Origin of the sequence: Ferrimonas balearica, assembly GCF_019802085.1 — a bacterium.
GTDB classification, from domain to species: Bacteria; Pseudomonadota; Gammaproteobacteria; order Enterobacterales; family Shewanellaceae; genus Ferrimonas; species Ferrimonas balearica_B.
On record NZ_JAHVHV010000003.1, the window covers coordinates 343,675 to 367,807 of the forward strand.

A 24,133-nucleotide genomic window follows, 5' to 3' on the forward strand; every position below is an offset into this window, starting at 1 on the left:
ACGTTCGGTGTCAGACGCTCCACGTTACCATAGAAATCGCGGCCGTTCCGGCAGACTGAGCACAAAAAAACCGGCGCCAGGCGCCGGTTTTTTCGGTCATGGCCTTCAGGCCGCGCTGGTGGCTTCCAGTAGCTCGGCCTCCGCCACGTTGTCGATGCGTTTGGCGAACAGGCTGTACATCACCGGCACCACGAAAAGGGTGAACAGGGTGCCGACGGAGAGCCCCACGGTGATCACCAGGCCGATGTTGAAGCGGGAGACCGCCCCGGCCCCGTCCGCCAGCACCAGGGGCATCACCCCCAGCACCATGGCGGCGGTGGTCATCAGGATGGGGCGCAGACGCAACGCCGCCGCCTCGATCACCGCCTCGGCCCTGTCCTTGCCGGTGCGCTGAAGCTGGTTGGCGAACTCCACGATCAGGATGCCGTGCTTGGAGATCAGCCCCACCAGGGTGATGAGTCCCACCTGGGTGTAGATGTTGAGGGTGGCCACCCCCAAAAACAGCGGGATCATCGCCCCGAAGATCGACAGCGGCACCGTCACCAGCACCACCACGGGGTCTCGCCAGCTCTCGAACTGGGCCGCCAGCACCAGGAAGATCACCACCAGCGCCAGGGCGAAGGTGACGTAGAGGGCCGAGCCCTCCTGCTCGTACTGGCGACTCTCGCCGCCGAAGTCGTAGGCGTAACCGGTGGGGGCGATCTCCCGCAGCTTGCTGGCCAGGAACTGGTGGGCGTCACCGATGGTGGCGGCACCAGGCATCGGCATCGCCTCGATGGTGGCGGAGTTCAGCTGCTGGAACTGGGTCAGGGCGTTGGGGATCACCTCCTCGGTCACCTTCACCACGGTGGACAGCGGCACCTGCTGGCCGGAGTCCGCCTGGACGTAGAGATCGGCGATGGACTCAGGATTCATCCGGAAACCGGCGTCAGCCTGGGGGATCACCTCGTAGCTGCGCCCCTGCATGTCGAAGTAGTTGGTGCGGAAGTCCCCCAGGTGGGCCGCCAGCGCCGAGCCGATGGCCTGCATGGAGATCCCCAACTGGCCCGCCTTCTGACGGTCAATCTGGACGTGCACCTGGGGCTTGTTCAGCTTCAGGGTGTTGTTCACCACCATAAAGAGGCCGGACTGCTCCGCTTCCTGCTTCAGCTGCTCCGCCACCTCGTAGAGCAGGTGGTGGTCCATGGTGGAGGTGATCACGAACTGCACCGGCAGGCCCATGGCGGTACCGGGCAGCGCCGGCGGGTTGACCGCGAACACGTCCATGCCGGGAATGGATTTGACCATCGCCTGCAGCTGGGGCTGCACCTCCATCTGGGTGCGCTCCCGCTCGCTCCAGGGCTTGAGCACCATCCCGGACATGAACTGGTTTTCCGTCGGGTAGCCGGCAAACATGAAGGTCTGCTCGTACTCCGGCAGGCTTTCCGCCATCGCCTGGAACTGCTTGGCGTACTCGAAGCTGTGGTTGACGTTGGCGTTGTCCGGGCCGGTGGCCAGGTTGAAGATGAAACCCCGGTCCTCGGTGGGCGCCAGCTCGGACTGGGTCATCATGAACATCCCGCCGATGGCCAGCAGCAACAGCATTGCGGCGCTGAGGATCGGGCCCTTGTAGTCGCGCACGATGTGCACCAGCGCCCGCTGGTAGCCGTCCTTCAGCCGGCCGAAGTTGTGATCCAGCCAGTGCACGAAGCGACCTTCCAACGCCTGCTTGTTCAGCAGCTTGGCGCACATCACCGGCGACAGGGTCAGGGCGATAAAGCCGGAGATCAGCACAGCCCCGGCCAGGGTGAAGGCGAACTCGGAGAACAGCGAACCGGTCAGGCCCCCCATAAAGCCGATGGGCGCGTACACCGCCGCCAGGGTGATGGTCATGGCGATCACCGGCATGGCGATCTCCCGGGCGCCGAACACCGCGGCACGCACCGGCGACAGCCCCTCCTCCAGGTGACGGTGGACGTTCTCCACCACCACGATGGCGTCATCCACCACCAGTGAGATGGCCATCACCATCGCCAGCAGGGTCAGCAGGTTCAAGGAGAATCCCATGCCCATCATAAAGAGGCAGACGCCGATCAGGGACAGGGGCACGGTGACGATGGGGATCACCACCGAGCGCAGGGAACCGAGGAAGAGGAACACCACCAGGATCACGATCACCACGGCCTCGAACAGGGTCATCACCACCTCGTTGATCGACTCCTCGATGTACTCGGTGGAGTCGTGGGAGAGGTGCTGCTCCAGTCCCGGCGGCAGGTCCCGCTCGATCTCAGGCAGGATCTGGCGTACCTCCTTGGCCACGTCCAGGGGGTTGGCGTCCGGGGTGGTGTTGATGCCGATGTACACCGCCGGCTTGCCGGTGTAAACCACGATCACCTTGTCCGACTTGGAGGCCAGCTCCACCCGGGCCACGTCCTGCAGCTTCACCACCTTCTGACCGTCGGTCTTGACGGTGATGTTGCGGAAGGCGTCCACGTCCTGCAGCGAGGTGGAGGCCCGCACCGGGGTCACCGTCAGGCTGTCGCGGATCTCACCGGCGGCGGACTGGAAGTTGTTGCTGGCCAGGGCCCGGTTGATGTCGTCCGGGGAGACGCTGTTGGCGCGCATCCGCACCGGGTCCAGCCAGATCCGCATGGCGAACTGCTGCTCACCGATGATCTCCGCCTCGGCCACGCCCTCCGCTTCGGTCAGCTTGGGCTGCACCACCCGGCGCAGGTAGTCGGTCAGCTGGACGCCGCTCATCTGTTCGCTGGTGTAGGCCAGGTACATGATGGAACCGCCGCCGGCGGTGGCCTTGGCGATGATGGGCTCATCGATGTCGGTGGGCAGCCGGCCCTTGACCTCGTTGAGCTTGGTCAGCATCTCCGCCATGGCGGTGTTGGCGTCGTAACCAAGCTGAAGGTAGACCTCCAGCTGGCTGAAGCTGGCCCGGGAGGTGGCCTTGATGTAGTCGATCCCCTCGGTGGAGGCGATCGCCTCCTGGATGGGGGTGGTGACAAAGCCCTGCACCAGCTCGGCGTTGGCGCCGGGGTAGGTGGTGGTGACGTTGATCTGACCGATCTCCATGTCCGGGTATTCCCGCACCTGGAGTTCCATCAGCGCCCGCACCCCGAACACCAGCAGCAGCACGTTCAGCACCACCGCCAGCACGGGACGACGTATGAAAATGTCAGTAAACATTCAGAAGCCTCGGGTTAGGGCTGGGTCAGTTGAACCGGCGCTTCGTTGGCCAGCTTCTGGGTGCCGGCACTGACCACCTGCTCGCCGGCCTCGAGGCCAGAGGCGATCGCCACGGTGTCGCCCCGGCGCTCGCTGATCTTGATGTACTGGCGGTAGGCCCGCAGTTGGCCCTGTTCGTCGGCCTTGACCACGAACACGGCGTCGCCGAAGGGGCTGTAGGTCACGGCAGTGGAGGGCACGGTCACCGGCTCGATGGCATCGCGCTTAAGCAGACGGATGTCGGCGTACATGCCGGGGGTCAGCTTGCCCTCGGCGTTCGGCACCTCGGCGCGGATGGCGATGTTGCGGGTGTTCTCGTCCACCTTGGCATCCAAGGCCAGCACCTTGCCTTCGAAATCCACCCCGGGGTAGGCGCTGGTGTTGAACAGCACCGTCTGGCCGACGTAGAGATCCGGCAGGTTGTGCTCGGGGACGGAGAAGTCGGTGTAGAGACTGGAGACGTCCTGCAGGCTCACCAGGGTGTCGCCGGCCTTGACGTACTGGCCCAGGTCCACCTGACGGATCCCCAGTACGCCACTGAAGGGCGCGCGCACCGCTTTTTTCGCGATGGTGGCCTCGGTCTGGGCCACGGAAGCCAGGGCCACCTTGAGGTTGGCGCTGGACTCGTCGAACTCGGTCTCGGAGATGTTGCGCCGCTCGAACATCGACTGGTTGCGGTCGTGCTTCACCTTGGCCAGCTCCGCCTGGGCGCGGAAGCTTTCCAGGTTGGCCTGCTCCACGGCGTCATCCAGCTGCAGCAGCAGATCCCCTTTGTTTACCTGGTGGCCACTGCGGAAGTAGAGGCCCTGCACCAGGCCCCCCACTTCCGGGGACAGCTCGATCCCGGCCTTGGCGGTCAGAGTGCCCACGGCGGCGATCTCCGGCTGCCAGCGCTCGGTGACGGCGTCCACCACGGCCACGGTGGCCGGGGGCGGGGCAAAGCTGGCCAGCTGCGCCATTCCGGCTTGAACCTGCTTGTACTTGATGCCGCCCAGCACCAAAAGGAGGGCAATCAGCCCTCCCACTACCAACGCACTGCGTTTAAACATCCTCGGAAGTCCTTCCAAACTCGAAAAGAGACAAAAAGTCGGTATTACCACTGAAGCGCTGCCCATGACTCGGAAAATCCGCAGTTATAAGCAGAAAATCTCGGGGTATAAATCAAACCACAGCGATGCTGACAACAACCTGAACTGCGGAACCTTTTGATTACATCAGCGGAGCATTTTCTCGCCTTTTCGTTACCGGAACTAACGACGCCATCAAAAAAAGGCCCTGCAGCAAACCTTTGTTACCAAAAGAGTTGGGGACAGAAAAAAAGAGGCCGAAGCCTCTTAACGATTCCAGGGTTGCGCTAGCCCCGAAGGAAGAAGTGGTAGGCCGGACTGTCGGTGACCTCCTCGCAGTCCATGTCCAGGGCGCACAGCTGCGCCCAGAGATCCGGGTAGTCGCCGTCGGGCACCTCCATCCCCAGCAGCACCCGACCGGCGGCGGCGCCGTGGTTGCGGTAGTGGAACAGCGAGATGTTCCAGCGACTGCCCAGATCTGCCAGGAACCGCTCCAGCGCCCCCGGGGCTTCGGGGAAGCGGACGTGGAACAGCCGTTCGTTCAGTGCCTCCGGCGGGATCCCCCCCACCATGTAGCGCACGTGCAGCTTGGCGGTCTCGTCGTCGGAGAGATCCTGGTGGGGGTACCCCTCGGCGCTGAGGGCGGCGCTGATCTGGGCCAGCTCCTCCTGATGCTTGAGGCGGATCCCCACGAAGACGTTGGCCTGCTCCCGGCCCGACAGCCGGTAGTTGAACTCGGTGATCAGACGCCGGCCCAGCAAACGGCAGAAGCGCAGGAAAGCCCCCTGGCGCTCGGGGATGGTCACCGCCAGCACCGCCTCCTTGCCCTCCCCCAGCTCGCACCGCTCGGAGACGTAGCGCAGGCTGTGGAAGTTGACGTTGGCGCCGGAGAGGATCGCCGCCAGCTGCTGCCCGTCACCGCCATCGGCGCAGTAGCGCTTCAGTCCTGCCAGGGCCAGGGCCCCCGCCGGCTCGGCGATGGCCCGCCGGTCCTCGTAGATGTCCTGCACCGCGGCGCAGATCTCGTCACTGCTGACGGTGATCACCCCGTCGACGCAGTGCCGGGCCAGCTCGAAGGGGGCGTCCCCGATCCGCTTGACCGCCACACCGTCGGCAAAGAGCCCCACCCGTGGCAGGGTGACCGGCGTGCCCGCCGCCAGGGCCGCCTTGAGGCAGGCGGCGTCGTCCGGCTCCACCCCGTACACCTTGATGTGAGGCGCCAGGGCCTTGAGGTAGGCCGCCACACCGGCGATCAGGCCGCCGCCCCCCACGGGCACGAACACCGCATCCAGGTCCCGCCGCTGCTGCAGCAGCTCCTGGCCGACGGTGCCCTGGCCGGCGATCACCGCAGCGTCGTCGTAGGGGGCCACCATGGTCAGCCCCTGGGTCTCGCTCAATTGACGGGCGTGCTGGTAGGCGGCGTCGAAGTTGTCTCCGTGGAGCACCACCTCACCGCCGTGGCCGCGCACCGCCTCGACCTTAATCTCCGGGGTGGTCTGGGGCATCACGATCACCGCACGGATCCCCTTGCGGCTGGCGGCCAGGGCCACCCCCTGGGCGTGGTTGCCCGCCGATGCGGCCACCACCCCGGCCTCGGCCTGGGCCGGGCTCAGGCTGTGAATCTTGTTGTAGGCACCGCGCAGCTTGAAGGAGTGCACCGGTTGCTGGTCCTCTCGCTTCAGCCACACCTGGCGGTCAAGCCGGGCAGAGAGGCGTTTGAGAGGATCCAGGGTGCTCTGCACCGCCACGTCGTAGACCGGCGCCAGCAGGATCTGGCGCAGGGTCTGCTGAAGCAGCGCCTGGCCGCTCACGACCCTTCCTCCAGCAACGCCAGGTTGCGTACCGCACCCTGGTCGGCACTGGTGGCCAGATGGGCGTAGGCCTTGAGCGCCGGGGAGACCTGACGCTCGCGATTGGGCTTGTAGCGACACCCCTCCGCCCGGGCCGCCAAGATGTCGGCGTCCACCTCCAGAGTGAGCGTCCGGCTGGGGATGTCGATGGCAATGATATCGCCGGTTTGCACCAGGGCGATGGGGCCGCCGCTGGCCGCCTCCGGGGAGACGTGGCCGATGGAGAGCCCCGAGGTGCCGCCGGAGAAGCGGCCGTCGGTGATCAGGGCGCAGGCCTGTCCCAGCCCCATGGATTTGAGGTAACTGGTGGGGTAGAGCATCTCCTGCATGCCCGGGCCGCCCTTGGGCCCCTCGTAGCGGATCACCACCACTTCCCCCGCCTGGACTTCGCCGCCGAGGATGCCGTTGACCGCGTCCTCCTGGCTGTCGTAGACCCGGGCCGGGCCGGTGAACTGCCAGCAGGACTCGGGCACTCCGGCGGTTTTCACCACCGAGCCATTGGGGGCCAGGCTGCCGGAGAGCACCGCCAGGCCGCCCTCCTGGCTGTAGGCGTGTTCGATGTCGCGGATGCAGCCGTTTTCCCGGTCCACGTCCAACGTGGGCCAGCGGCAGGCCTGGGAGAAGGCCTGGGTGGTGCGCACCCCCGCCGGCCCGGCCCGGTAGAACTCGGCCACGCTGGCGCAGGGGGCGTTGGCCACGTCCCGCTCCGCCAGCACCGCTTCCAGGGACTGGCCAGCCACGTGGGGCACCTGGGTGTGGATCAGTCCCCCTCGGGCCAACTCCGACAGCAGCGCCATCACCCCGCCGGCGCGGTGCACGTCCTCCATGTGGTACTGCGGGGTGGCCGGGGCCACCTTGCACAGGTTGGGCACCTGGCGGGAGAGGGCGTCGATGTCCGCCATGGTAAAGGGCACCTCACCCTCCTGGGCCGCGGCCAGCAGGTGGAGGATGGTGTTGGTGGAGCCGCCCATGGCGATGTCCAGGGCCATGGCGTTCTCAAACGCCTGACGATTGGCGATGCCGCGGGGCAGGGCGGTGTCGTCCTCCTGGTGGTACCAGCGGTGGCAGAGATCGACGATGCGTCGCCCCGCCTCCAGGAACAGTCCCTTGCGATCGGCGTGGGTGGCCAGCATGGAGCCGTTGCCCGGCAATGCCAGGCCCAGGGCCTCGGTGAGGCAGTTCATGGAGTTGGCGGTAAACATCCCGGAGCAGGAGCCGCAGGTGGGGCAGGCGCTGCGCTCCACCTGGTCGCTCTGGGCGTCGGACACCTTGGGATCCGCCGCCTGGACCATGGCGTCCACCAGGTCCAGCTTGATGATCTGATCCGACAGCTTGGTCTTGCCCGCTTCCATGGGGCCGCCGGAGACGAAGATGGTGGGGATGTTGAGCCGCATCGCCGCCATCAGCATGCCCGGGGTGATCTTGTCGCAGTTGGAGATGCACACCAGGGCGTCGGCGCAGTGGGCGTTGACCATGTACTCCACCGAGTCGGCGATGAGCTCGCGGCTGGGCAGGGAGTAGAGCATGCCCCCGTGGCCCATGGCGATGCCGTCGTCCACGGCGATGGTATTGAACTCCTTGGCCACGCCTCCCGCCTCGACGATCGCCCCGGCCACCAGATCCCCCATGTCCTTGAGGTGGACATGACCGGGCACAAACTGGGTAAAGGAGTTGGCGATGGCGATGATGGGTTTGCCAAAGTCGTCGTCGGTCATCCCTGTGGCGCGCCACAGGGCGCGGGCCCCCGCCATGTTGCGGCCGGCGGTGGTGGTGGCGGAGCGAAGCTTTGGCATAACGGGTCCCTTCGCCGGGGCGGCCCCGGCTGACATCAGGGGGCCCTGACGGGCCCCGGGGTTAACTGTGGCGCTGGCTCAGAGCTCAACCGCCATGGTGTGAGCGGCAAAGGCCTGCTCGTCGCTGGGGGCGTGGACGTAATCCAGCCAGCCCCACTTGTCCTCGGTCTGGCCGGTGAACAGGCCGAAGAAGGCGGTCTGCATCGCCTCGGTGACCGGGCCCCGGGCCCCATCCCCCACGGTGATGCCGTCCACCGAACGCACCGGCACGATCTCGGCGGCGGTGCCGGTCATGAAGATCTCGTCCGCCAGGTAGAGGGCCTCGCGGGCGATCGCCTCCTCCTTGACCTGGTAGCCGGCGTGCCGGGCCAGGGTGATCACCGTATCGCGGGTGATCCCCGGCAGGATGGCGGCGGTGGTGGGCGGGGTGATGATCACGCCGTTTTTCACCAGGAAGAGGTTCTCCCCGGCCCCTTCGGAGATCTGGCCGTTGACGTCCAGGGCGATCCCCTCGGCGTAACCGTGGCGCTTGGCTTCCCCGGAGATGAGCTGGGAGGAGAGGTAGTTGCCGCCGGCCTTGGCGCCGGTGGGCATGGTGTTGGCGGCCAGACGGTTCCAGCTGGAGACGCACACGTCCACCCCGGTCTGGGCGCTTTCATCCCCCAGATAGGCGTCCCAGGGGAAGGCGGCGACGATCACCTCGGCCTGGCTGCCCGGCGGGACGTTCAGCCCCAACCCCACATGGCCGTAGAAGGCCAGCGGACGGATGTAGGCGCTGTCCAGGCCGTTGTGGCCCACGGCATCCCGGCAGGCCTGCTCGATTTCGGCCACCGACCAGGGGATCGGCATGCGGTAGATCTTGGCGGAATCGAACAGCCGCTGGATGTGCTCCTGGAGACGGAACACCGCCGGCCCCTTGGGGGTGTGGTAGGCGCGGATCCCCTCGAACACCGACGAACCGTAATGCAGGGCATGGCTGAGCACGTGCACCTGGGCGTCCTGCCAGGGCACCATCTCTCCATTAAACCAGATGTAATCGGCTTGGCTCACGGTGAATACTCCTTTCAATGCTTAGGCGTTGGCCGCGGCGGCGGGGGCCGCTTCGCAGGCCGTCTCAATGCGACAGTCGGTCACATCGAACAACTTGTCCAGCTGACGGGTCAGCTGGTCGATGGGGCGCTCACTGCTGACGGTGACCGCCATCTGAGAGTGTGCCCCGCTTTGGGCCATGTTCATATGACGAATGGTGAAGCCGCGATGGCGGGTCACCCGCAGCACCCGCTCCAGCACGTCCGCACTGGGGTTCATCTCGATATACAAAGTGTGCTCGCTCATCGCTTTTCCTCCATCATCTCGTCGTTCGAGGCACCCGGGGGCACCAGGGGCCAGACGTTTTCCTTTTCCGAAATGGACACGTGCAGCAGGAAGGGGCCCTCGGCGCTGAGCATCTCGCTCATCGCCTCCTCCACCTGATCCTTGCGCCAGATGTGGCGACCGGGGATGTTGAAGGCCGCCGCCATGGTGACAAAATCCGGGTTATCCGACAGGTCGGTCTCGCTGAAGCGCTCCTCGAAGAACAGCTCCTGCCACTGCTTCACCATCCCCAGGCGCTGGTTGTCCAGCAGCACTATCTTCAGGGGCAGCCGGGCCCGCTTGATGGTGGTCAGCTCCTGCACGTTCATCATGAAAGAGCCGTCACCGGAGACCAGCACCGAGAGGTCGTCGGGGCGGGCCAACTGGGCCCCGATGGCCGCCGGCAGGCCAAAGCCCATGGTGCCCAGGCCGGCACTGGAGAGGTGGTTGCTGGGGCTGTCGAACCACATGTGCTGGGCCACCCACATCTGGTGCTGACCCACGTCACAGGAAACCATGGCGTTGCGGGGCAGGCGTTCCGCCAGGCGCTTGAGCAGAGCCGGGGCGTAGACGGTGGCGCCGGGGTGATCGTAGCGGTGGGCGCACTGGCGTTTCTGCTCGTCGCAGTGGTCTCGCCAGTCGGTCACCGCCAGGGGCATCGCCAGGGCCGGCAGCACCCGACGCAGATCGCCGCAGTAGGAGACCAAGGCGGCGCGGCGCTTGCTGATCTCCGCCGGATCGATGTCCAGGTGGATCACCTTGGCGTTGGGGGCGAAGGCGTCCAGCTTGCCGGTCACCCGGTCATCGAAGCGGGCGCCCACGGCGATCAGCAGATCACACTCCTGCACCGCCTGGTTGGCGGCCTTGCTGCCGTGCATCCCCAGCATGCCGAGAAAGCCCGGGGTGCCGTGAGCGATGGCGCCGATCCCCTTCAAGGTGGTGACCGAGGGTACGCCAGTGATACGGATGAAATCCCGCAGCTCCGCCACCGCACCGGCCATGCCCACGCCGCCGCCCACGTAGAGCAGGGGGCGCTGGGCCTGGGTCAGCATCTGCTGGGCCGCTTCCAGCTCGAAGGTATCGTTGGCCGCTTCCGGCAGGGCGCGCTGACGCCCCTGGTAGGCCACCATCGCCTGCTGCACATCCTTGGGGATGTCCACCAGCACCGGGCCCGGCCGCCCCTCCATCGCCAGCTCGAACGCCTTGTGCAGGGTCTCGCACAGCGCTTCGGGTCGGTCCACCAGGAAGCTGTGCTTGGTGCAGGCCAACGAGAGGCCCAGCACGTCGATCTCCTGGAAGGCGTCGGTGCCGATGGCGGCGCTGGGCACCTGACCGGTGATGGCCACCACCGGGATGGAGTCCATCATGGCGTCCGCCAGGGCGGTGATCAGGTTGGTGGCCCCCGGGCCGGAGGTGGCCATGCAGACCCCCACCTTGCCGGAGGCGCGAGCGTAGCCGATGGCGGCAAAGGCTGCGCCCTGCTCATGCCGACACAGCAGATGCTCCACCGGGCTGTCGTACAGGGCATCGTAAATTGGCATGATGGCGCCGCCCGGGTACCCGAACAGGGTACGAACCCCCTGCTCCGATAACGCGCGTACTACCGCCTCCGCTCCGCTAATCATGGGTTCACTCCCCTCGCTTCAACCAGCTCATCCGTGCCCGCAGGTCCTCGCCCACCGCTTCGATGGGGTGGCTGCACTCTTCGGTCTTGCGGCGGTGGTAATCGGTGTTGCCGGACTGGTACTCGGCGATCCATTCGCGGGCGAACTGGCCGGTCTGGATCTCGCTGAGCACCTGCTTCATGGTCTCCTTGGCGCGGTCGTCGACGATGCGATCGCCGCGGGTCAGGGCGCCGTAGGAGGCGGTGTCGGAGACAAACTGGTGCATCCGGCTGATCCCGCCCTCGTAGAGCAGATCGACGATCAGCTTCAGCTCGTGGAGACATTCGAAGTAGGCCAGCTCCGGCTGATAACCCGCTTCCACCAGGGTTTCCCAGCCCTTGCGCACCATGGCGATGGCGCCGCCGCAGAGCACCGCCTGCTCACCGAACAGGTCGGTCTCGGTTTCCTCTTTGAAGTTGGTGGTCAACACGCCACCGCGGGTGCCACCGATGGCGTCGGCGAAGGCCAGGGCCTTGGCGTGGGCGCTGCCGGTGGCGTCCTGATGCACCGCCATCAGGCAGGGCACGCCGGCGTCGCGCTCGTACTCGGTGCGCACCAGGTAACCCGGGCCCTTGGGCGCCACCATAGTGACGTCGATGTCGGCGGAGGGGGTGATCATCTCGTACAGGATGTTGAAGCCGTGGCTGAACATCAGCATGGCGCCGGGCTTGATGTTGGGCTCCACGGCGTCACGGTAGATCTCGGCCTGGGCCATGTCGGGAGTCAGCATCATGACGATGTCCGCGTCCTTGACCGCTTCGGCGAAGGGCACCGGCTGCCAGCCCTCGGACTCGGCCTGCTGCCAGCTCGGGCCACCGGGGCGCAGACCGATCACCACGTTGGCACCGCTGTCCCGCAGGTTCAGGGACTGGCCCCGGCCCTGACTGCCGTAACCGAGCACGGCGATGGTCTTTCCTTCCAGCAAGCTCGGATTGGCGTCCGCTTGGTGATACATCTGGGTCATGGTGTGGCTCTCCGTAAAATAATGACCTGAAAAGAAAAAACCCCCCGGACCTTTCGGTGCGGGGGGCTTGGTATTCTTGGCTTCGTCGCTAGCGTCTGGTTCCGCCGCGTGCCACACCCTGACCCCCGCAGGTGACAATAATCACCACGGTAATCACGACTAGCACTAGTTGATGGGCGGTACGGAACATGGACAACACTCTCGACGGTTAAAAATTCGGTGCTCAACTTGTGAGCCCTTTTAGAGTTAGCACAGCCAATTTTCAGATGCAAAGAATTATTTGCACCCGGGCTTTTCGCCACATGTAACAAAATGTTTCACACAAGCAAAACCAAGGGGATGGACTAAAATCCCTGAATAAACAGCCATTTTTTAACTGTGCCCGGCCAACCCTATCCACATGGAGGTGGAAAAGTGAGCCTTGCCCGAGTGTTAAGTCGTGGCCAGCTGGGGATCGACGCCCCGCTGGTGACCGTGGAAGCCCATCTGGGCGGTGGCCTGCCCAGCTTCGCCATCGTCGGCCTACCTGAGGCCTCGGTGCGGGAGTCCCGGGAGCGGGTACGCGCGGCGCTGCAGATCGCCGGTTTCGAATTCCCCGCCCGCCGCATCACCATCAACCTGGCCCCAGCGGACTTGCCCAAGCAAGGGGGGCGATTTGATCTCCCCATCGCTCTGGGGATCCTTGCCGCTTCCAAGCAACTTCCTGAGTCTTGCCTGCACAATCGCGAATTTTACGGTGAACTCAGCCTGTCCGGAGAGCTGCGCCCCATCGTCGGTGCCCTGCCGGCCCTGGTGGCGGGCCAGCGGGCCGGTCACCGCCTCTATCTGCCCATGGGCAACCAGGCGGAAGCCCAGCTGGTCACCGGCGCCGATCACCAGCTCAGCCCCTCCCTGCTTGCCCTGGTGGCCGCCCTGTTGGGGCAGCAGCCGCTGCCCACCCCTGACACCCCAACGACCCAAGCCCAGCCCCCCTCCGCCTGCCTGAGCGAGATCCTCGGCCAGGACCACGCCAAACGGGCCCTGCTGATCGCCGCTACCGGCGGTCACCACTTGCTGCTGCTGGGCCCACCGGGCACCGGCAAGACCATGCTGGCCAGTCGACTGCCGGGCCTGCTGCCCCCGTTGAGCCCGGAGGAGGCCCTGGAGGTGGCGGCGATCCACTCGGTGGCCGGACTGCAGCGGGAGCTGGCCCAGCTGAGCGACCGCCCCTTTCGCGCCCCCCATCACTCCAGCTCCGCCGCCTCTTTGGTGGGGGGCGGCAGCGTGCCCCAGCCGGGGGAGATCTCCCTGGCCCACCGCGGCGTGCTCTTTCTCGACGAACTGCCGGAGTTCCAACGGCCGGTGCTGGACAGCCTGAGGGAGCCTCTGGAGTGCGGTGAAGTGGTGATCTCCCGGGCCAGCGCCAAGCTGACCTTCCCCGCCCGCTTCCAGCTGGTGGCGGCCATGAACCCCTCCCCCAGTGGGGAAGTGGGCCGCCACAGCCGCGATACCCCGGAGCAGATCCGCAAGTACTTAAGCCGCCTCTCCGGCCCCCTGCTGGATCGCTTCGATCTCACCCTGGACGTGCCCCGTTTGCCGCCGGGCAGCCTGGCCCAAGGGCGGACCGAGGGCCTCACCAGCGCCGAGGCCCGGGGCCTGGTGCTGGCCGCCCGGAGCCGGGCAATGACCCGCCAGGGCGGCCTCAACCAGGCCCTGCCAGGCCACCGGCTGGGGCCGGAGGTGGGGATCCCCCAGGCGGCTCTCGCCTACACCGAGCGAGCGGTCAGCCGGCTGCGGCTGTCGGTGCGGGCCTTTCATCGCATCCTCAGGGTCAGCCGCACCATCGCCGATCTGGCGGACAGCGACCAGGTGCAGCAGGCCCACGTGGCCGAAGCCCTGGGCTACCGGGCCATGGATCGGCTGCTGACCCAACTGAGCTCGCAAAGCGGGTGAGTGGTCCGCTCACCGCCTTGTCCATCGATAACCCAGTGATTACCATAGGTGCCGTTTCCATTCAGGAGGAAAGGCGATGCTGTCCACCCTGCGGGGGCTGCTGTCCTTCAGCGGCTACGTGATCAACACCCTGTTCTGGTTTCCCTGGGTGCTCAGCCTGGGACTGCTCAAACTGCTGCCCATCGCGCCACTGCGCCGACTCTGTAACTGGCTGATCGACGGCGTGGCCAGCCTCTGGATCGCCATCAATAACCTCAATCAGCGTCTGCTCTCCCGCACCAAAGTGGTGACCCACGCCCTGCCGGAGCTCAGCCCCCGTCAGTGGTACCTGGTGATCGCCAACCACCAGTCCTGGGTCGACATCCTGATGCTGCAGCGGCTGTTCAACGGCAAGATCCCCTTCCTCAAGTTCTTCCTAAAGCGGGAGCTGCTCTACGTGCCCTTCCTCGGGCTGTGCTGGTGGGCGCTGGATTTCCCCTTTATGCGCCGCTACAGCAAGAGTTTCCTGGCCAAGTATCCGCACCTTAAGGGCAAGGACCAGGAGGCCACCCGCCAGGCCTGCGAAAAGTTCCAGCACCAGCCGGTCAGCATCATGAACTTCGTCGAAGGCACCCGCTTCACCCCCATCAAGCAGGCCCATCAGCAGAGCCCCTTTCCCACCCTGCTCAAACCCAAGGTGGGGGGCGTAGCCCTCTCCCTGGACGCCATGGGGGGCAAGCTGAAGAAGCTGCTGGATGTCACCATCTACTACCCCGGCGGGGTCCCCAGTTTCTGGGACTACCTGTGTGGCCGGGTGCCCCAGGTGGAGCTGGTGGTGGAGGAGCGTTGCCTGGCGCAGATGAACCGGCTGGACTACAACCGCCGGGAGGACAAAGGTCACTTTCAGAGCTGGTTGAACCAGATCTGGAGTGAGAAAGCGGGTAAGCTTGCCGCTTTGGAAAACCAACACCGACAACAGGACCGCTGAATGCTGTCGTTTCTGCCCGCGCCCCTCCTGGCGCCGCTCAACGCCCTGCTGGCGATACTGAACGTGCTGTTCTGGGGCAGCCTGATCCTGGTCCTGGCGCTGTTCAAGCTGCTGCCCATCCCCCCGCTGCGGCTGAAGATCAGCGCCCTGTGCAACGCCTGCATGCACGGCTGGGTGAGCGTCAACTACGGCCTGTTGCGGCTGACCACCAAGACCCGCTGGCGGGTCCAGGGGTTGGAGGAGAGCGGTCTGTCCAAGCAGGGCTGGTACCTAGTGCTGGCCAACCACCTCTCCTGGGCGGACATCGTGGTGGTCACCGTGGTGCTGCGCAACCACGTGCCTATGCTGAAGTTCTTCTTGAAGCAGCAGCTGTTCTACATCCCCATCATGGGGCTGGCCTGCTGGGCCCTCGATATGCCTTTTATGCGCCGCTACACCAAAAGCCAAATTGCCAAGAACCCGGCGCTCAAGGGCAAGGACATCGAGACCACTCGCCGCAGCTGCGAGAAGTTCAAGCACCTGCCCACCTGCGTCATCAACTTCGTCGAGGGCTCCCGCCTGACCCCGGGCAAGCACCAGCGCCAGCGCAGCCCCTTCCGTTACCTGATGAAGCCCAAGGCCGGGGGGATCGCCTTTGCCCTTAACACCCTGGGCAGCCAGTTTGACCAGCTGCTGGATGTCACCATCGTCTACCCCGATGCCCCGGAGAACATCATGTGGTCACTGCTCGGCGGCGAGCTGGACAACATCTGTGTGGCGGTGCAGACCCTGCCGTTGAGCGAAGTGCCCCACGGCGATTACGACAGCGACAAGGCCTACCGCATCGAGTTCCAGAAATGGCTCAACGGCCTGTGGGAGCAAAAGGACGACACCATCGACGGGATCCTCAGCCAGCAGGGGGGCCCAAAGGCGTTCTATCAAGGGCTGCCGTCAGCGCGTCCAGCTGAGTCTCGTTAAACACCTGCACGCCGTGCTGCGCCAGCAGTGCGGCGGTCACCCCCTCCCCAGTCACCAAAGTCCCGTCAAAGCGCCCGGAGTAGATCCGCCGGTTGCCGCAGGAGGGGCTGTTGGCTTTCAGCAGTGCCAGGGTCAGTCCGTAGCGCTGGCACAGGGCCAGGGCCAGCCGGGCCCCCCGGTAGAAGGCGCCACTGACGTCCTCGCCGCTGGCGGTCAGGATCCGGCCCTCCCCCTGCCGCTCGGCAGCCGGGCGGGGGATCGGCAAGCCCCCCTCCACCTCCGGGCACACCGGCAACAGCCAGCCTTGTTGTTGCCAGGCTGCCAGCCGGGGGTCCTCCAAGCCCTTGGCCTGACCGTCATAACGCACCGCCCTGCCCAATAAACACCCACTGGTCAACACCCGAAAGCCGGAAGATTGTAGACAATCCACTATTTTTTCCTTAGCCAAAAGTCGAACAAAACACTCTGCATAACCCGATTTTATTGGCCAAACAGGCAATTAGCCATCAATCGTCAGGCCTGCCACGCTGACGTCAGCGTCAACACTTTGTTGACAATTTTGGTGATTTGGCGCACAGTTTTGACCACACCAGACAGTCAACCCGGTCAGTATTGGACACCCTGTGAGCGACCTCAAGCAGACCACCCTGGCGGATCGCACCCTGACGCAACTGCAGCAGGCGATCATCCGGGGCGAACTCACCCCCGGCAGCAAGATCAATGAGCAGGATCTCGCCGCCCGCTTCGGCGTCAGCCGCGGCCCCCTGCGCGAGGCGATGCAGCGGCTGGAGCAGCGTCGCCTGGTGGAACGCATCCCCCACGTGGGGGCTCGGGTGGTCAGCCTGACCCCGGAGCGGCTCGAGGACCTCTACCAGGTCCGCGCCGAACTGGAGGCCATGGCCTGCCGCTTGGCGGCCCAGCGCATCACCCAGGCGCAGCTGGATGAGCTCCACGCCCTGCTGGATCGACAGCAGGTGGCCTTTTCCCAGACCCCCATCGCACCCCAGGACGACATCGACTTTCACTTCGGCCTGATCCAGGCCAGTGGCAACGCCACCCTGATCGCCACCTTGACCGGCGATCTCTACCACCAACTGCAGATGTACCGCTACCAATGCAGCAGCGGACGCCGCCCCTTGGAAGCCTTGGCGCAACACCGCCAGGTGCTGGATGCCGTGGCCCAGGGCGACGGCGAACTGGCCGCGCTCTTGATGCGCCGCCACATCGAGGCCGGCGCCCGCCATACCGCCCAGGTGCTGCGACAAAAAATCGAGGAGACCACCCCATGACCCGCCCCACCCCCGGACAACGCTTCCGCGACGCCGTCGCCAACGCCCAGCCGCTGCAGATCGTCGGCACCGTCAACGCCTACTTCGCCCTGATGGCGGAGCGGGTCGGCCACCAGGCCCTCTACCTCTCCGGCGCCGGCGTGGCCAACGCCTCCTACGGCCTGCCGGATCTGGGCATGACCTCCATGAACGACGTGCTGATCGACGCCGGCCGCATCACCTCCGCCACCGAACTGCCGCTGCTGGTGGACATCGACACCGGCTGGGGCGGCGCCTTCAACATCGCCCGCACCATCCAGGAGTTTGAAAAAGCCCGTGTTGCCGCCGTGCACATGGAGGACCAGGTGGCGCAGAAACGCTGCGGTCATCGCCCCAACAAGGCGGTGGTGAGCATCGAGGAGATGTGTGACCGCATCAAGGCGGCGGTGGACGCCCGCACCGACGAGAGTTTTGTCATCATGGCCCGCACCGATGCGGTGGCCGTGGAGGGGCTGGAGTCCGGCATTGAGCGCGCCCAGGCCTATCTGGAGGCCGGTGCTGACATGATCTTCGCCGAGGCCCTGACCGAGCTGGACCAGTACCGCCAGTTCAAGGCCCAGGTGAAGGCCCCCATCCTGGCCAACATGACCGAGTTTGGTAAGACCGAGCTGTTCAACAAGGACGAGCTGTTCGAGGCCGGCGCCGACATGGTGCTCTACCCCCTGGGGGCCTTCCGCGCCGCCAACGCCGCCGCCCTCAAGGTGTTCGAGGCGCTGAAAAACGACGGCCACCAGCGCAGCCAGGTGGCGGCCATGCAGACCCGCGCCGAACTGTACGACTTCCTCGGTTACCACAGTTACGAAGACAAGCTGGACACCCTGTTCAAGCAGGGCAAGTGAGGCTACGGCCCACACCATGACGGATTAGAACAAGGATAAGGAGCGTTAACATGACTAAGCCCATTGGTGGCGCCGGCCTGCGTGGCCAGAGCGCCGGTGAAACCGCCCTCTGTACCGTTGGCAAGACCGGTTCCGGCCTGACCTACCGCGGCTATGACATCGCCGTGCTGGCCGACAAGGCCGAGTTTGAAGAGGTGGCCTACCTGCTGCTGTACGGCAAGCTGCCCAACGTGGCCGAACTGGCGGCCTACAAGACCAAGCTCAAAGGGATGCGCGCCCTGCCGGACGCCCTGAAAGTGGTGCTGGAGCAGATCCCCGCCGACGCCCACCCCATGGACGTGATGCGCACCGGCTGCTCCATGCTGGGCAACCTGGAGACCGAACAGGACTTTGGCGAGCAGCACCAGCACATCGACCGCATGCTGGCCGTCTTCCCGGGCCTCATCAACTACTGGTACAACTTCAGCCACCACGGCAAGCGGGTGAACGTCGAGACCGACGCCGACTCCATCGCCGAGCAGTTCCTCTGGACCCTGCACGACGCCAAGCCGGACCCGCTGCACGTCAAGGTGATGCACGCCTCCCTCATCCTCTACGCCGAGCATGAGTTCAACGCCTCCACCTTCACCGCCCGGGTGTGCGCCTCCACCCTGTCCGACGTCCACAGCTGCGTCACCGGCGCCATCGGCTCCCTGCGCGGCCCGCTGCACGGCGGCGCCAACGAGGCCGCCATGGACATGATCCAGAACTGGCAGTCAGCCGACGAGGCGGAGAACGCCATCATGGGCATGCTGGAGCGCAAAGAGAAGATCATGGGCTTTGGTCACGCCATCTACCGCGAGTCCGATCCGCGCAACGCCATCATCAAGGCCTGGTCGCAGAAGCTGGCGGAGCAGGTGGGCGACACCACCCTGTACGCGGTTTCCGAGCGGGTTGAAGCGGTGATGTGGCGGGAGAAGAAGCTGTTCTGCAACGCCGACTTCTTCCACGCCAGCGCCTACCACTTCATGGGGATCCCCACCAAGCTGTTCACCCCCATCTTCGTCTGCTCCCGGGTCTCCGGCTGGACCGCCCACGTGATGGAGCAGCGGGCCAACAACCGCATCATCCGGCCCAGTGCCGATTACACCGGCCCGGACAGCGCCGACTGGGTGGCCATCGAGGACCGCCCCTAAACGCACACAGGGGGCCGATGGCCCCCTTTTGCTCTCCCCCTGGCCAACGAGGCCAGCCAGCGAAGAATCAAGGTGCCTGCAGTGAACAACACCGAATACCGCAAACCCCTGCCCGGCAGTGGCCTGGACTACTACGACACCCGACAAGCGGTGGACGCCATCCAGCCCGGGGCCTACGACACCCTGCCCTACACCGCCCGTGTCCTGGCGGAGCAACTGGTGCGCCGCTGCGACCCCAGCGAGCTGACCGCCAGCCTGGCGCAGATCATCCAGCGCAAGCGCGACAAGGATTTCCCCTGGTACCCTGCCCGGGTGGTCTGTCACGACATCCTGGGCCAGACCGCCCTGGTGGACCTGGCCGGCCTGCGCGACGCCATCGCCGAGCAGGGCGGTGACCCCGCCGCCGTCAACCCGGTGGTGCCCACCCAGCTGATCGTCGACCACTCCCTGGCGGTGGAACACGCCGGTTTCGACCCCGACGCCTTCGAGAAGAACCGCGCCATCGAGGAGCGCCGCAACGCCGACCGCTTCCACTTCATCGACTGGTGCAAGACGGCGTTCAAGAACGTGGATGTGATCCCCGCCGGCAACGGCATCATGCACCAGATCAACCTGGAGAAGATGTCCCCGGTGATCCAGTCCCGCGACGGCATCGCCTTCCCGGACACCTGCGTCGGCACCGACAGCCACACCCCCCACGTCGACGCCCTGGGGGTGATCGCCATCGGCGTCGGTGGCCTGGAAGCGGAAACCGTCATGCTGGGCCGCCCCTCCATGATGCGCCTGCCCCAGATCGTCGGCGTTAAGCTGACCGGCCAGCGTCAACCCGGCATCACCGCCACCGACATCGTCCTGGCCCTGACCGAGTTCCTGCGCCAGGAGCGGGTGGTCTCCGCCTACCTGGAGTTCTTTGGCGAGGGTGCCGACAGCCTTACCATCGGCGACCGCGCCACCATCGCCAACATGACCCCGGAGTTTGGCGCCACCGCCGGCATGTTCTACATCGACCAGCAGACCCTGGACTACCTGACCCTCACCGGCCGCGAGCCGGAGCAGGTCGCCCTGGTGGAGCAGTACGCCAAGACCGCCGGGCTCTGGGCCGATGACCTGAAAACCGCCCAGTACGAGCGGGTGCTGGAGTTTGACCTGGGAGCCGTAGGCCGCAACATGGCCGGCCCCTCCAACCCCCATCGCCGCCTGCCCACCAGCGCCTTGGCCGAGCGGGGGATCGCCACCGAGCTGGCCGCCGCCCAGCAGCAGGAAGCCGAGGGTCAGCTGCCGGACGGGGCGGTGATCATCGCCGCCATCACCAGCTGTACCAACACCTCCAACCCCCGCAACGTGGTGGCCGCCGGCCTGGTGGCCAAGAAGGCCAACGCCCTGGGGCTGGTGCGCAAACCCTGGGTGAAATCCTCCTTCGCCCCCGGCTCCAAGGTGGCCCGACTCTACCTGGAGGCCGCCGGCCTGCTGCCGGAGCTGGAGAAGCTGGGCTTCGGCATCGTCGCCTACGCCTGCACCACCTGTAACGGCATGAGCGGTGCCCTGGACCCGACCATCCAGCAGGAGATCATCGACCGCGACCTCTACGCTACCGCCGTGCTCTCCGGCAACCGCAACTTCGACGGCCGGATCCATCCCTATGCCAAGCAGGCGTTCCTGGCCTCTCCGCCGCTGGTGGTGGCCTACGCCATCGCCGGCACCGTGCGTTTCGACATCGAGCAGGATGTGCTGGGTCGGGATGCCAACGGCAATGCCATCACCCTCAAAGATCTCTGGCCCAGTGACGAAGAGATCGACGCCATCGTGCGGGACTTTGTGAAACCGGAGCAGTTCAAGTCCGTCTACGAGCCGATGTTCGATCTCAGCGTCGATTACGGCGAAGAGAACAACCCGCTCTACGACTGGCGGCCCATGTCCACCTACATCCGCCGTCCCCCCTACTGGGAGGGCGCCCTGGCCGGTGAGCGCAGCCTCAAGGGGATGCGTCCCCTGGCGGTGCTCGGGGACAACATCACCACCGACCACCTCTCCCCCTCCAACGCCATCCTGGCCGCCAGCGCCGCCGGCGAATACCTGGCGAAGATGGGCCTGCCGGAGGAGGACTTCAACTCCTACGCCACCCACCGGGGCGACCACCTGACCGCCCAGCGCGCCACCTTCGCCAACCCCAAGCTGCTCAACGAGATGGTGCGGGACCAACAGGGTGAGGTGGAGCAGGGCTCACTGGCCCGCATCGAGCCGGAGGGGCAGGTCACCCGCATGTGGGAGGCGATTGAAACCTACATGGGCCGCAAGCAGCCCCTGTGCATCGTCGCCGGGGCCGACTACGGTCAGGGCTCCAGCCGGGACTGGGCCGCCAAGGGCGTGCGCCTGGCCGGCGTCGAGGCGATCGTGGCGGAGGGCTTCGAGCGCATCCACCGCACCAACCTGGTGGGGATGGGCGTGCTGCCGCTGGAGTTCAAGCCCGGCACCACCCGCCTGACCCTGGGCCTGGACGGCACCGAAACCTACGACGTGCTGGGGGAGCGCACCCCGGGGGCCACCCTGACCCTGCTGATCCACCGCGCCAACGGCGACACCCTGGAGGTGCCGGTCACCTGCCGTCTGGACACCGCCGAGGAGGTTTCGGTGTACGAAGCCGGCGGCGTGCTGCAGCGCTTTGCCAAGGATTTCTTGGCCAGCGAGGGGGCACAATGAGCCACCAGCCACAGCGCAAAATCCCCGCCACCTACATGCGGGGCGGCACCAGCAAGGGGGTGTTCTTTAAGCGGACGGACCTGCCCACCGAGGCGCAGGCAGCCGGACCGCAGCGGGACGCCATCCTGCTGCGGGTGATCGGCAGCCCCGATCCCTACGGCAAGCACACCGACGGCATGGGTGGCGCCACCTCCAGCACCAGCAAGACGGTGATCCTCGACAAGAGCGACCGCCCCGAGCACGACGTCGACTACCTGTTTGGCCAGGTGGCCATCGACAAGCCGGTGATCGACTGGAGCGGCAACTGCGGCAACCTCACCGCCGCGGTGGGCGCCTTTGCCATCGAGAACGGCCTGGTGGAGGCCGAGCGCGTGCCCGAGAACGGCATCTGTACCGTGCGGATCTGGCAGGCCAACATCGGCAAAACCATCCTGGCCCGGGTGCCCATCACCGACGGCCAGGTGCAGGAGACCGGGGACTTCGAGCTGGACGGGGTCACCTTTCCCGCCGCCGAGGTGGCGGTCACCTTTGCCGATCCGGCGGATGGCGAACTCTTCCCCACCGGAGAGCGCACCGAGGTGCTCGAGGTGCCGGAGGCCCTGGTGGCCGGTGGTCGCCTCACCGTCACCCTGATCAACGCCGGGATCCCCACGGTGTTCGTCCGGGCCGAGGATCTGGGCTACCAGGGCACCGAACTACAGGAGGCGATCAACGGCGACCCGGCCGCCTTGGCGCGGTTCGAGCAGCTGCGGGCCTACGGCGCCCGGAAGATGGGGCTGATCGCCGACTTGAGCGAAGCCGCCAGCCGGGCCCATACCCCCAAGATCGCCATCGTTGCCGGCCCCCAAACCTACACCGCCTCCAGCGGTAAGGTCATAGAGGCCCAGCAGATCGATCTCAATGTGCGGGCGCTGTCCATGGGCAAGCTGCACCACGCCATGATGGGCACCGCCGCGGTGGCCATCGCCGTGGCGGCGGCCATCCCCGGCACCCTGGTGAACGACGCAGCCGGCGGCAACACCGTGGCCGGCGTCCGTTTCGGCCACCCCTCGGGCACCCTCAAGGTGGGCGCCGAGGTGGCGGAAGTCGACGGTCAATGGCAGGCCCGTTCCGTCACCATGAGCCGCAGCGCCCGGGTGTTGATGGAGGGGGCGGTGCGGGTACCCCGCTAACTCCACCAAATATCCCAACCCTTGCCCCGCCCTGTGCGGGGCTTTTTTATGGCCAACCGGGCACAAAAAAAACGCGACCACCGGGGTCGCGTTCTAGGGGCGCTGGCACGGACTTACTCCGCTTCGCGGGCATCGGCGGCGCCATTGAGCTCGGCAATTTGCCGCTCCAGCTCCAGGATCCGCAACTCCGCCTCCAGTTCATCGGCCCGTTTCTCGGCCTCACTGCGATTGTCCTGGCGCAGGGCATCGGCGGTTTCGGCGTTGCGGCCGTTCTCCCGCGCCTGCTCGGTATCATGCATGGAGCCGGCCACGCCGCCGGCCACGGCACCGGCCACCGCCCCCTTGGCCGCCAGCTCGGCGTCCCCGGTCAGGGCACCGGCCGTCAGACCCAGCAGGGCACCACCGGCGGCCCCCTTGTTGCGCGCGGCGTTTTCGTTGTCGTGGTCGAAGGCGGGGCTGGCGCACCCCATCAGCAGGGTGCCGGCCAGCAAGACGATCAGGGGCTTGGTCATGACGTTCTCCTCAGGGGTAGGGCGAGCCACGGCACCGCCACCGCGGCACCAACTGGGCGCTAAGTCTGCCCAACTGGCGAAACCTTGACCACTTAAGAGTCGATTAAGCGCCGCTGAAACCCCCTGCCGCCTCCGCAGGAGGGGGCACCGGCCTCATCTCGGTTGCTGCCCTTTAGCGGCCTACCAGCGACGCCAGGCTAAGGGCAAAGTCGCCGGCCTGCCCCTGACCAATCAGCAGCCCCAGCTGACGCGCCTCGGCCAAAACCAGGGGGGGCGCCCCGGCAACCGGGCGGCCCCGGTAGGTGGCGGTGAAGTCACTGGCCACAAAGGTCAGTGTCTGCCACTGCCCCTTCTGGGTGTCAAAGGGAGCGGCGTACACCACGCCATCCAGCCGCCGGTGGGTACGCAACCGCAACTGGTAGCGGCGGCCATCCCCCCGCACCTTGAGCACCAACTGGCTCAGCGTGGGGGGCAGGGACACTGGCCGGCGCACCGAGGCGAAGCCCCCGCCGTTGGCCAGGGAGACCCGCCCCCAAAAGCGCCCCTGTCCATCCCGAGCCTCGTATTGGCTCTGAGACTGCCCGCCCATCACATCGTCGTTGACCGCCCGCCAGGGGGCCACCTCATCCAGCTGCAGTTGCCACATG

At 66.1% G+C, this 24,133-nt stretch carries 19 protein-coding genes; 8 read left to right on the forward strand and 11 right to left on the reverse strand.

From position 1 onward, the window contains the following. Nucleotides 1-105: 105 nt before the first annotated feature. From KUV81_RS14365 to ilvC, 8 genes are all read right to left on the reverse strand, one after another. Nucleotides 106-3,177 carry an efflux RND transporter permease subunit gene (locus KUV81_RS14365; RefSeq protein WP_222544572.1) on the reverse strand — a complete coding sequence of 1,024 codons (3,072 nt, stop codon included), beginning with the start codon at nucleotides 3,175-3,177 and terminating at the stop codon, nucleotides 106-108. A gap of 14 nt (nucleotides 3,178-3,191) precedes the next feature. Then, nucleotides 3,192-4,265: an efflux RND transporter periplasmic adaptor subunit gene (locus KUV81_RS14370; protein ID WP_222544573.1), complete on the reverse strand. Its 1,074-nt coding sequence runs from the start codon at nucleotides 4,263-4,265 to the stop codon at nucleotides 3,192-3,194. Nucleotides 4,266-4,570: 305 nt separating this feature from the next. Further along, nucleotides 4,571-6,094 carry a threonine ammonia-lyase, biosynthetic gene (ilvA, locus tag KUV81_RS14375; protein ID WP_222544574.1) on the reverse strand — a complete coding sequence of 508 codons (1,524 nt, stop codon included), beginning with the start codon at nucleotides 6,092-6,094 and terminating at the stop codon, nucleotides 4,571-4,573. Continuing rightward, nucleotides 6,091-7,926, reverse strand: coding sequence for a dihydroxy-acid dehydratase (gene ilvD / locus KUV81_RS14380; RefSeq protein WP_222544575.1), 1,836 nt, complete (start codon nucleotides 7,924-7,926; stop codon nucleotides 6,091-6,093). The genes ilvA and ilvD overlap by 4 nt, the downstream gene beginning before the upstream one ends. Before the next feature lie 78 nt (nucleotides 7,927-8,004). Continuing rightward, a complete protein-coding gene (locus KUV81_RS14385) occupies nucleotides 8,005-8,976 on the reverse strand; it encodes a branched-chain amino acid transaminase (RefSeq protein WP_222544576.1) in 972 nt (323 codons plus the stop codon). A 21-nt stretch (nucleotides 8,977-8,997) separates the two neighbouring features. Then, nucleotides 8,998-9,261: an acetolactate synthase 2 small subunit gene (ilvM, locus tag KUV81_RS14390; RefSeq protein ID WP_222544577.1), complete on the reverse strand. Its 264-nt coding sequence runs from the start codon at nucleotides 9,259-9,261 to the stop codon at nucleotides 8,998-9,000. Continuing rightward, nucleotides 9,258-10,904: an acetolactate synthase 2 catalytic subunit gene (gene ilvG, locus KUV81_RS14395; RefSeq protein ID WP_222544578.1), complete on the reverse strand. Its 1,647-nt coding sequence runs from the start codon at nucleotides 10,902-10,904 to the stop codon at nucleotides 9,258-9,260. Before ilvG ends, ilvM begins: the two co-directional genes overlap by 4 nt. Before the next feature lie 4 nt (nucleotides 10,905-10,908). Further along, a complete protein-coding gene (ilvC, locus tag KUV81_RS14400; protein ID WP_222544579.1) occupies nucleotides 10,909-11,907 on the reverse strand; it encodes a ketol-acid reductoisomerase in 999 nt (332 codons plus the stop codon). Nucleotides 11,908-12,321: 414 nt separating this feature from the next. Between ilvC and KUV81_RS14405 the strand changes: the two genes are divergently transcribed. The 3 genes from KUV81_RS14405 (at nucleotide 12,322) to KUV81_RS14415 (ending at nucleotide 15,763) form a co-directional block, all read left to right on the forward strand. Next, nucleotides 12,322-13,839: a YifB family Mg chelatase-like AAA ATPase gene (locus tag KUV81_RS14405; RefSeq protein WP_222544580.1), complete on the forward strand. Its 1,518-nt coding sequence runs from the start codon at nucleotides 12,322-12,324 to the stop codon at nucleotides 13,837-13,839. A 76-nt stretch (nucleotides 13,840-13,915) separates the two neighbouring features. Continuing rightward, the gene (locus KUV81_RS14410; RefSeq protein WP_222544581.1) at nucleotides 13,916-14,806 is read left to right on the forward strand and encodes an acyltransferase; all 891 of its coding nucleotides are present in this window, start codon (nucleotides 13,916-13,918) and stop codon (nucleotides 14,804-14,806) included. Further along, the gene (locus KUV81_RS14415) at nucleotides 14,807-15,763 is read left to right on the forward strand and encodes an acyltransferase (protein WP_222544582.1); all 957 of its coding nucleotides are present in this window, start codon (nucleotides 14,807-14,809) and stop codon (nucleotides 15,761-15,763) included. Here KUV81_RS14415 and KUV81_RS14420 read toward each other — a convergent pair. Continuing rightward, nucleotides 15,693-16,193: a DUF523 domain-containing protein gene (locus KUV81_RS14420; protein WP_222544583.1), complete on the reverse strand. Its 501-nt coding sequence runs from the start codon at nucleotides 16,191-16,193 to the stop codon at nucleotides 15,693-15,695. The genes KUV81_RS14415 and KUV81_RS14420 overlap by 71 nt on opposite strands. 193 nt (nucleotides 16,194-16,386) lie before the next feature. Between KUV81_RS14420 and KUV81_RS14425 the strand changes: the two genes are divergently transcribed. From KUV81_RS14425 to prpF, 5 genes are all read left to right on the forward strand, one after another. After that, nucleotides 16,387-17,052, forward strand: a complete 666-nt coding sequence (locus KUV81_RS14425) for a GntR family transcriptional regulator (RefSeq protein ID WP_222544584.1) — start codon at nucleotides 16,387-16,389, stop codon at nucleotides 17,050-17,052. Then, entirely contained in the window at nucleotides 17,049-17,930 is an 882-nt protein-coding gene (gene prpB, locus KUV81_RS14430; RefSeq protein WP_222544585.1) for a methylisocitrate lyase, read from the forward strand. Before KUV81_RS14425 ends, prpB begins: the two co-directional genes overlap by 4 nt. Nucleotides 17,931-17,980: 50 nt before the next feature. Beyond that, the gene (gene prpC, locus KUV81_RS14435) at nucleotides 17,981-19,105 is read left to right on the forward strand and encodes a 2-methylcitrate synthase (protein WP_222544586.1); all 1,125 of its coding nucleotides are present in this window, start codon (nucleotides 17,981-17,983) and stop codon (nucleotides 19,103-19,105) included. A gap of 72 nt (nucleotides 19,106-19,177) precedes the next feature. Then, nucleotides 19,178-21,802 carry a Fe/S-dependent 2-methylisocitrate dehydratase AcnD gene (gene acnD / locus KUV81_RS14440; RefSeq protein WP_222544587.1) on the forward strand — a complete coding sequence of 875 codons (2,625 nt, stop codon included), beginning with the start codon at nucleotides 19,178-19,180 and terminating at the stop codon, nucleotides 21,800-21,802. Next, nucleotides 21,799-22,974: a 2-methylaconitate cis-trans isomerase PrpF gene (prpF, locus tag KUV81_RS14445; RefSeq protein WP_222544588.1), complete on the forward strand. Its 1,176-nt coding sequence runs from the start codon at nucleotides 21,799-21,801 to the stop codon at nucleotides 22,972-22,974. Before acnD ends, prpF begins: the two co-directional genes overlap by 4 nt. 113 nt (nucleotides 22,975-23,087) lie before the next feature. Here the strand turns inward: prpF and KUV81_RS14450 are convergent, their stop codons facing one another. After that, nucleotides 23,088-23,486 (reverse strand): glycine zipper domain-containing protein, encoded by a 399-nt coding sequence (locus tag KUV81_RS14450; RefSeq protein WP_222544589.1) that lies wholly within the window; start codon nucleotides 23,484-23,486, stop codon nucleotides 23,088-23,090. Between the two features lie 172 nt (nucleotides 23,487-23,658). After that, complete coding sequence (locus KUV81_RS14455) at nucleotides 23,659-24,132, reverse strand: CIA30 family protein (protein ID WP_222544590.1); 474 nt, start codon at nucleotides 24,130-24,132, stop codon at nucleotides 23,659-23,661. Between the last annotated feature and the right edge of the window lies 1 nt (nucleotide 24,133).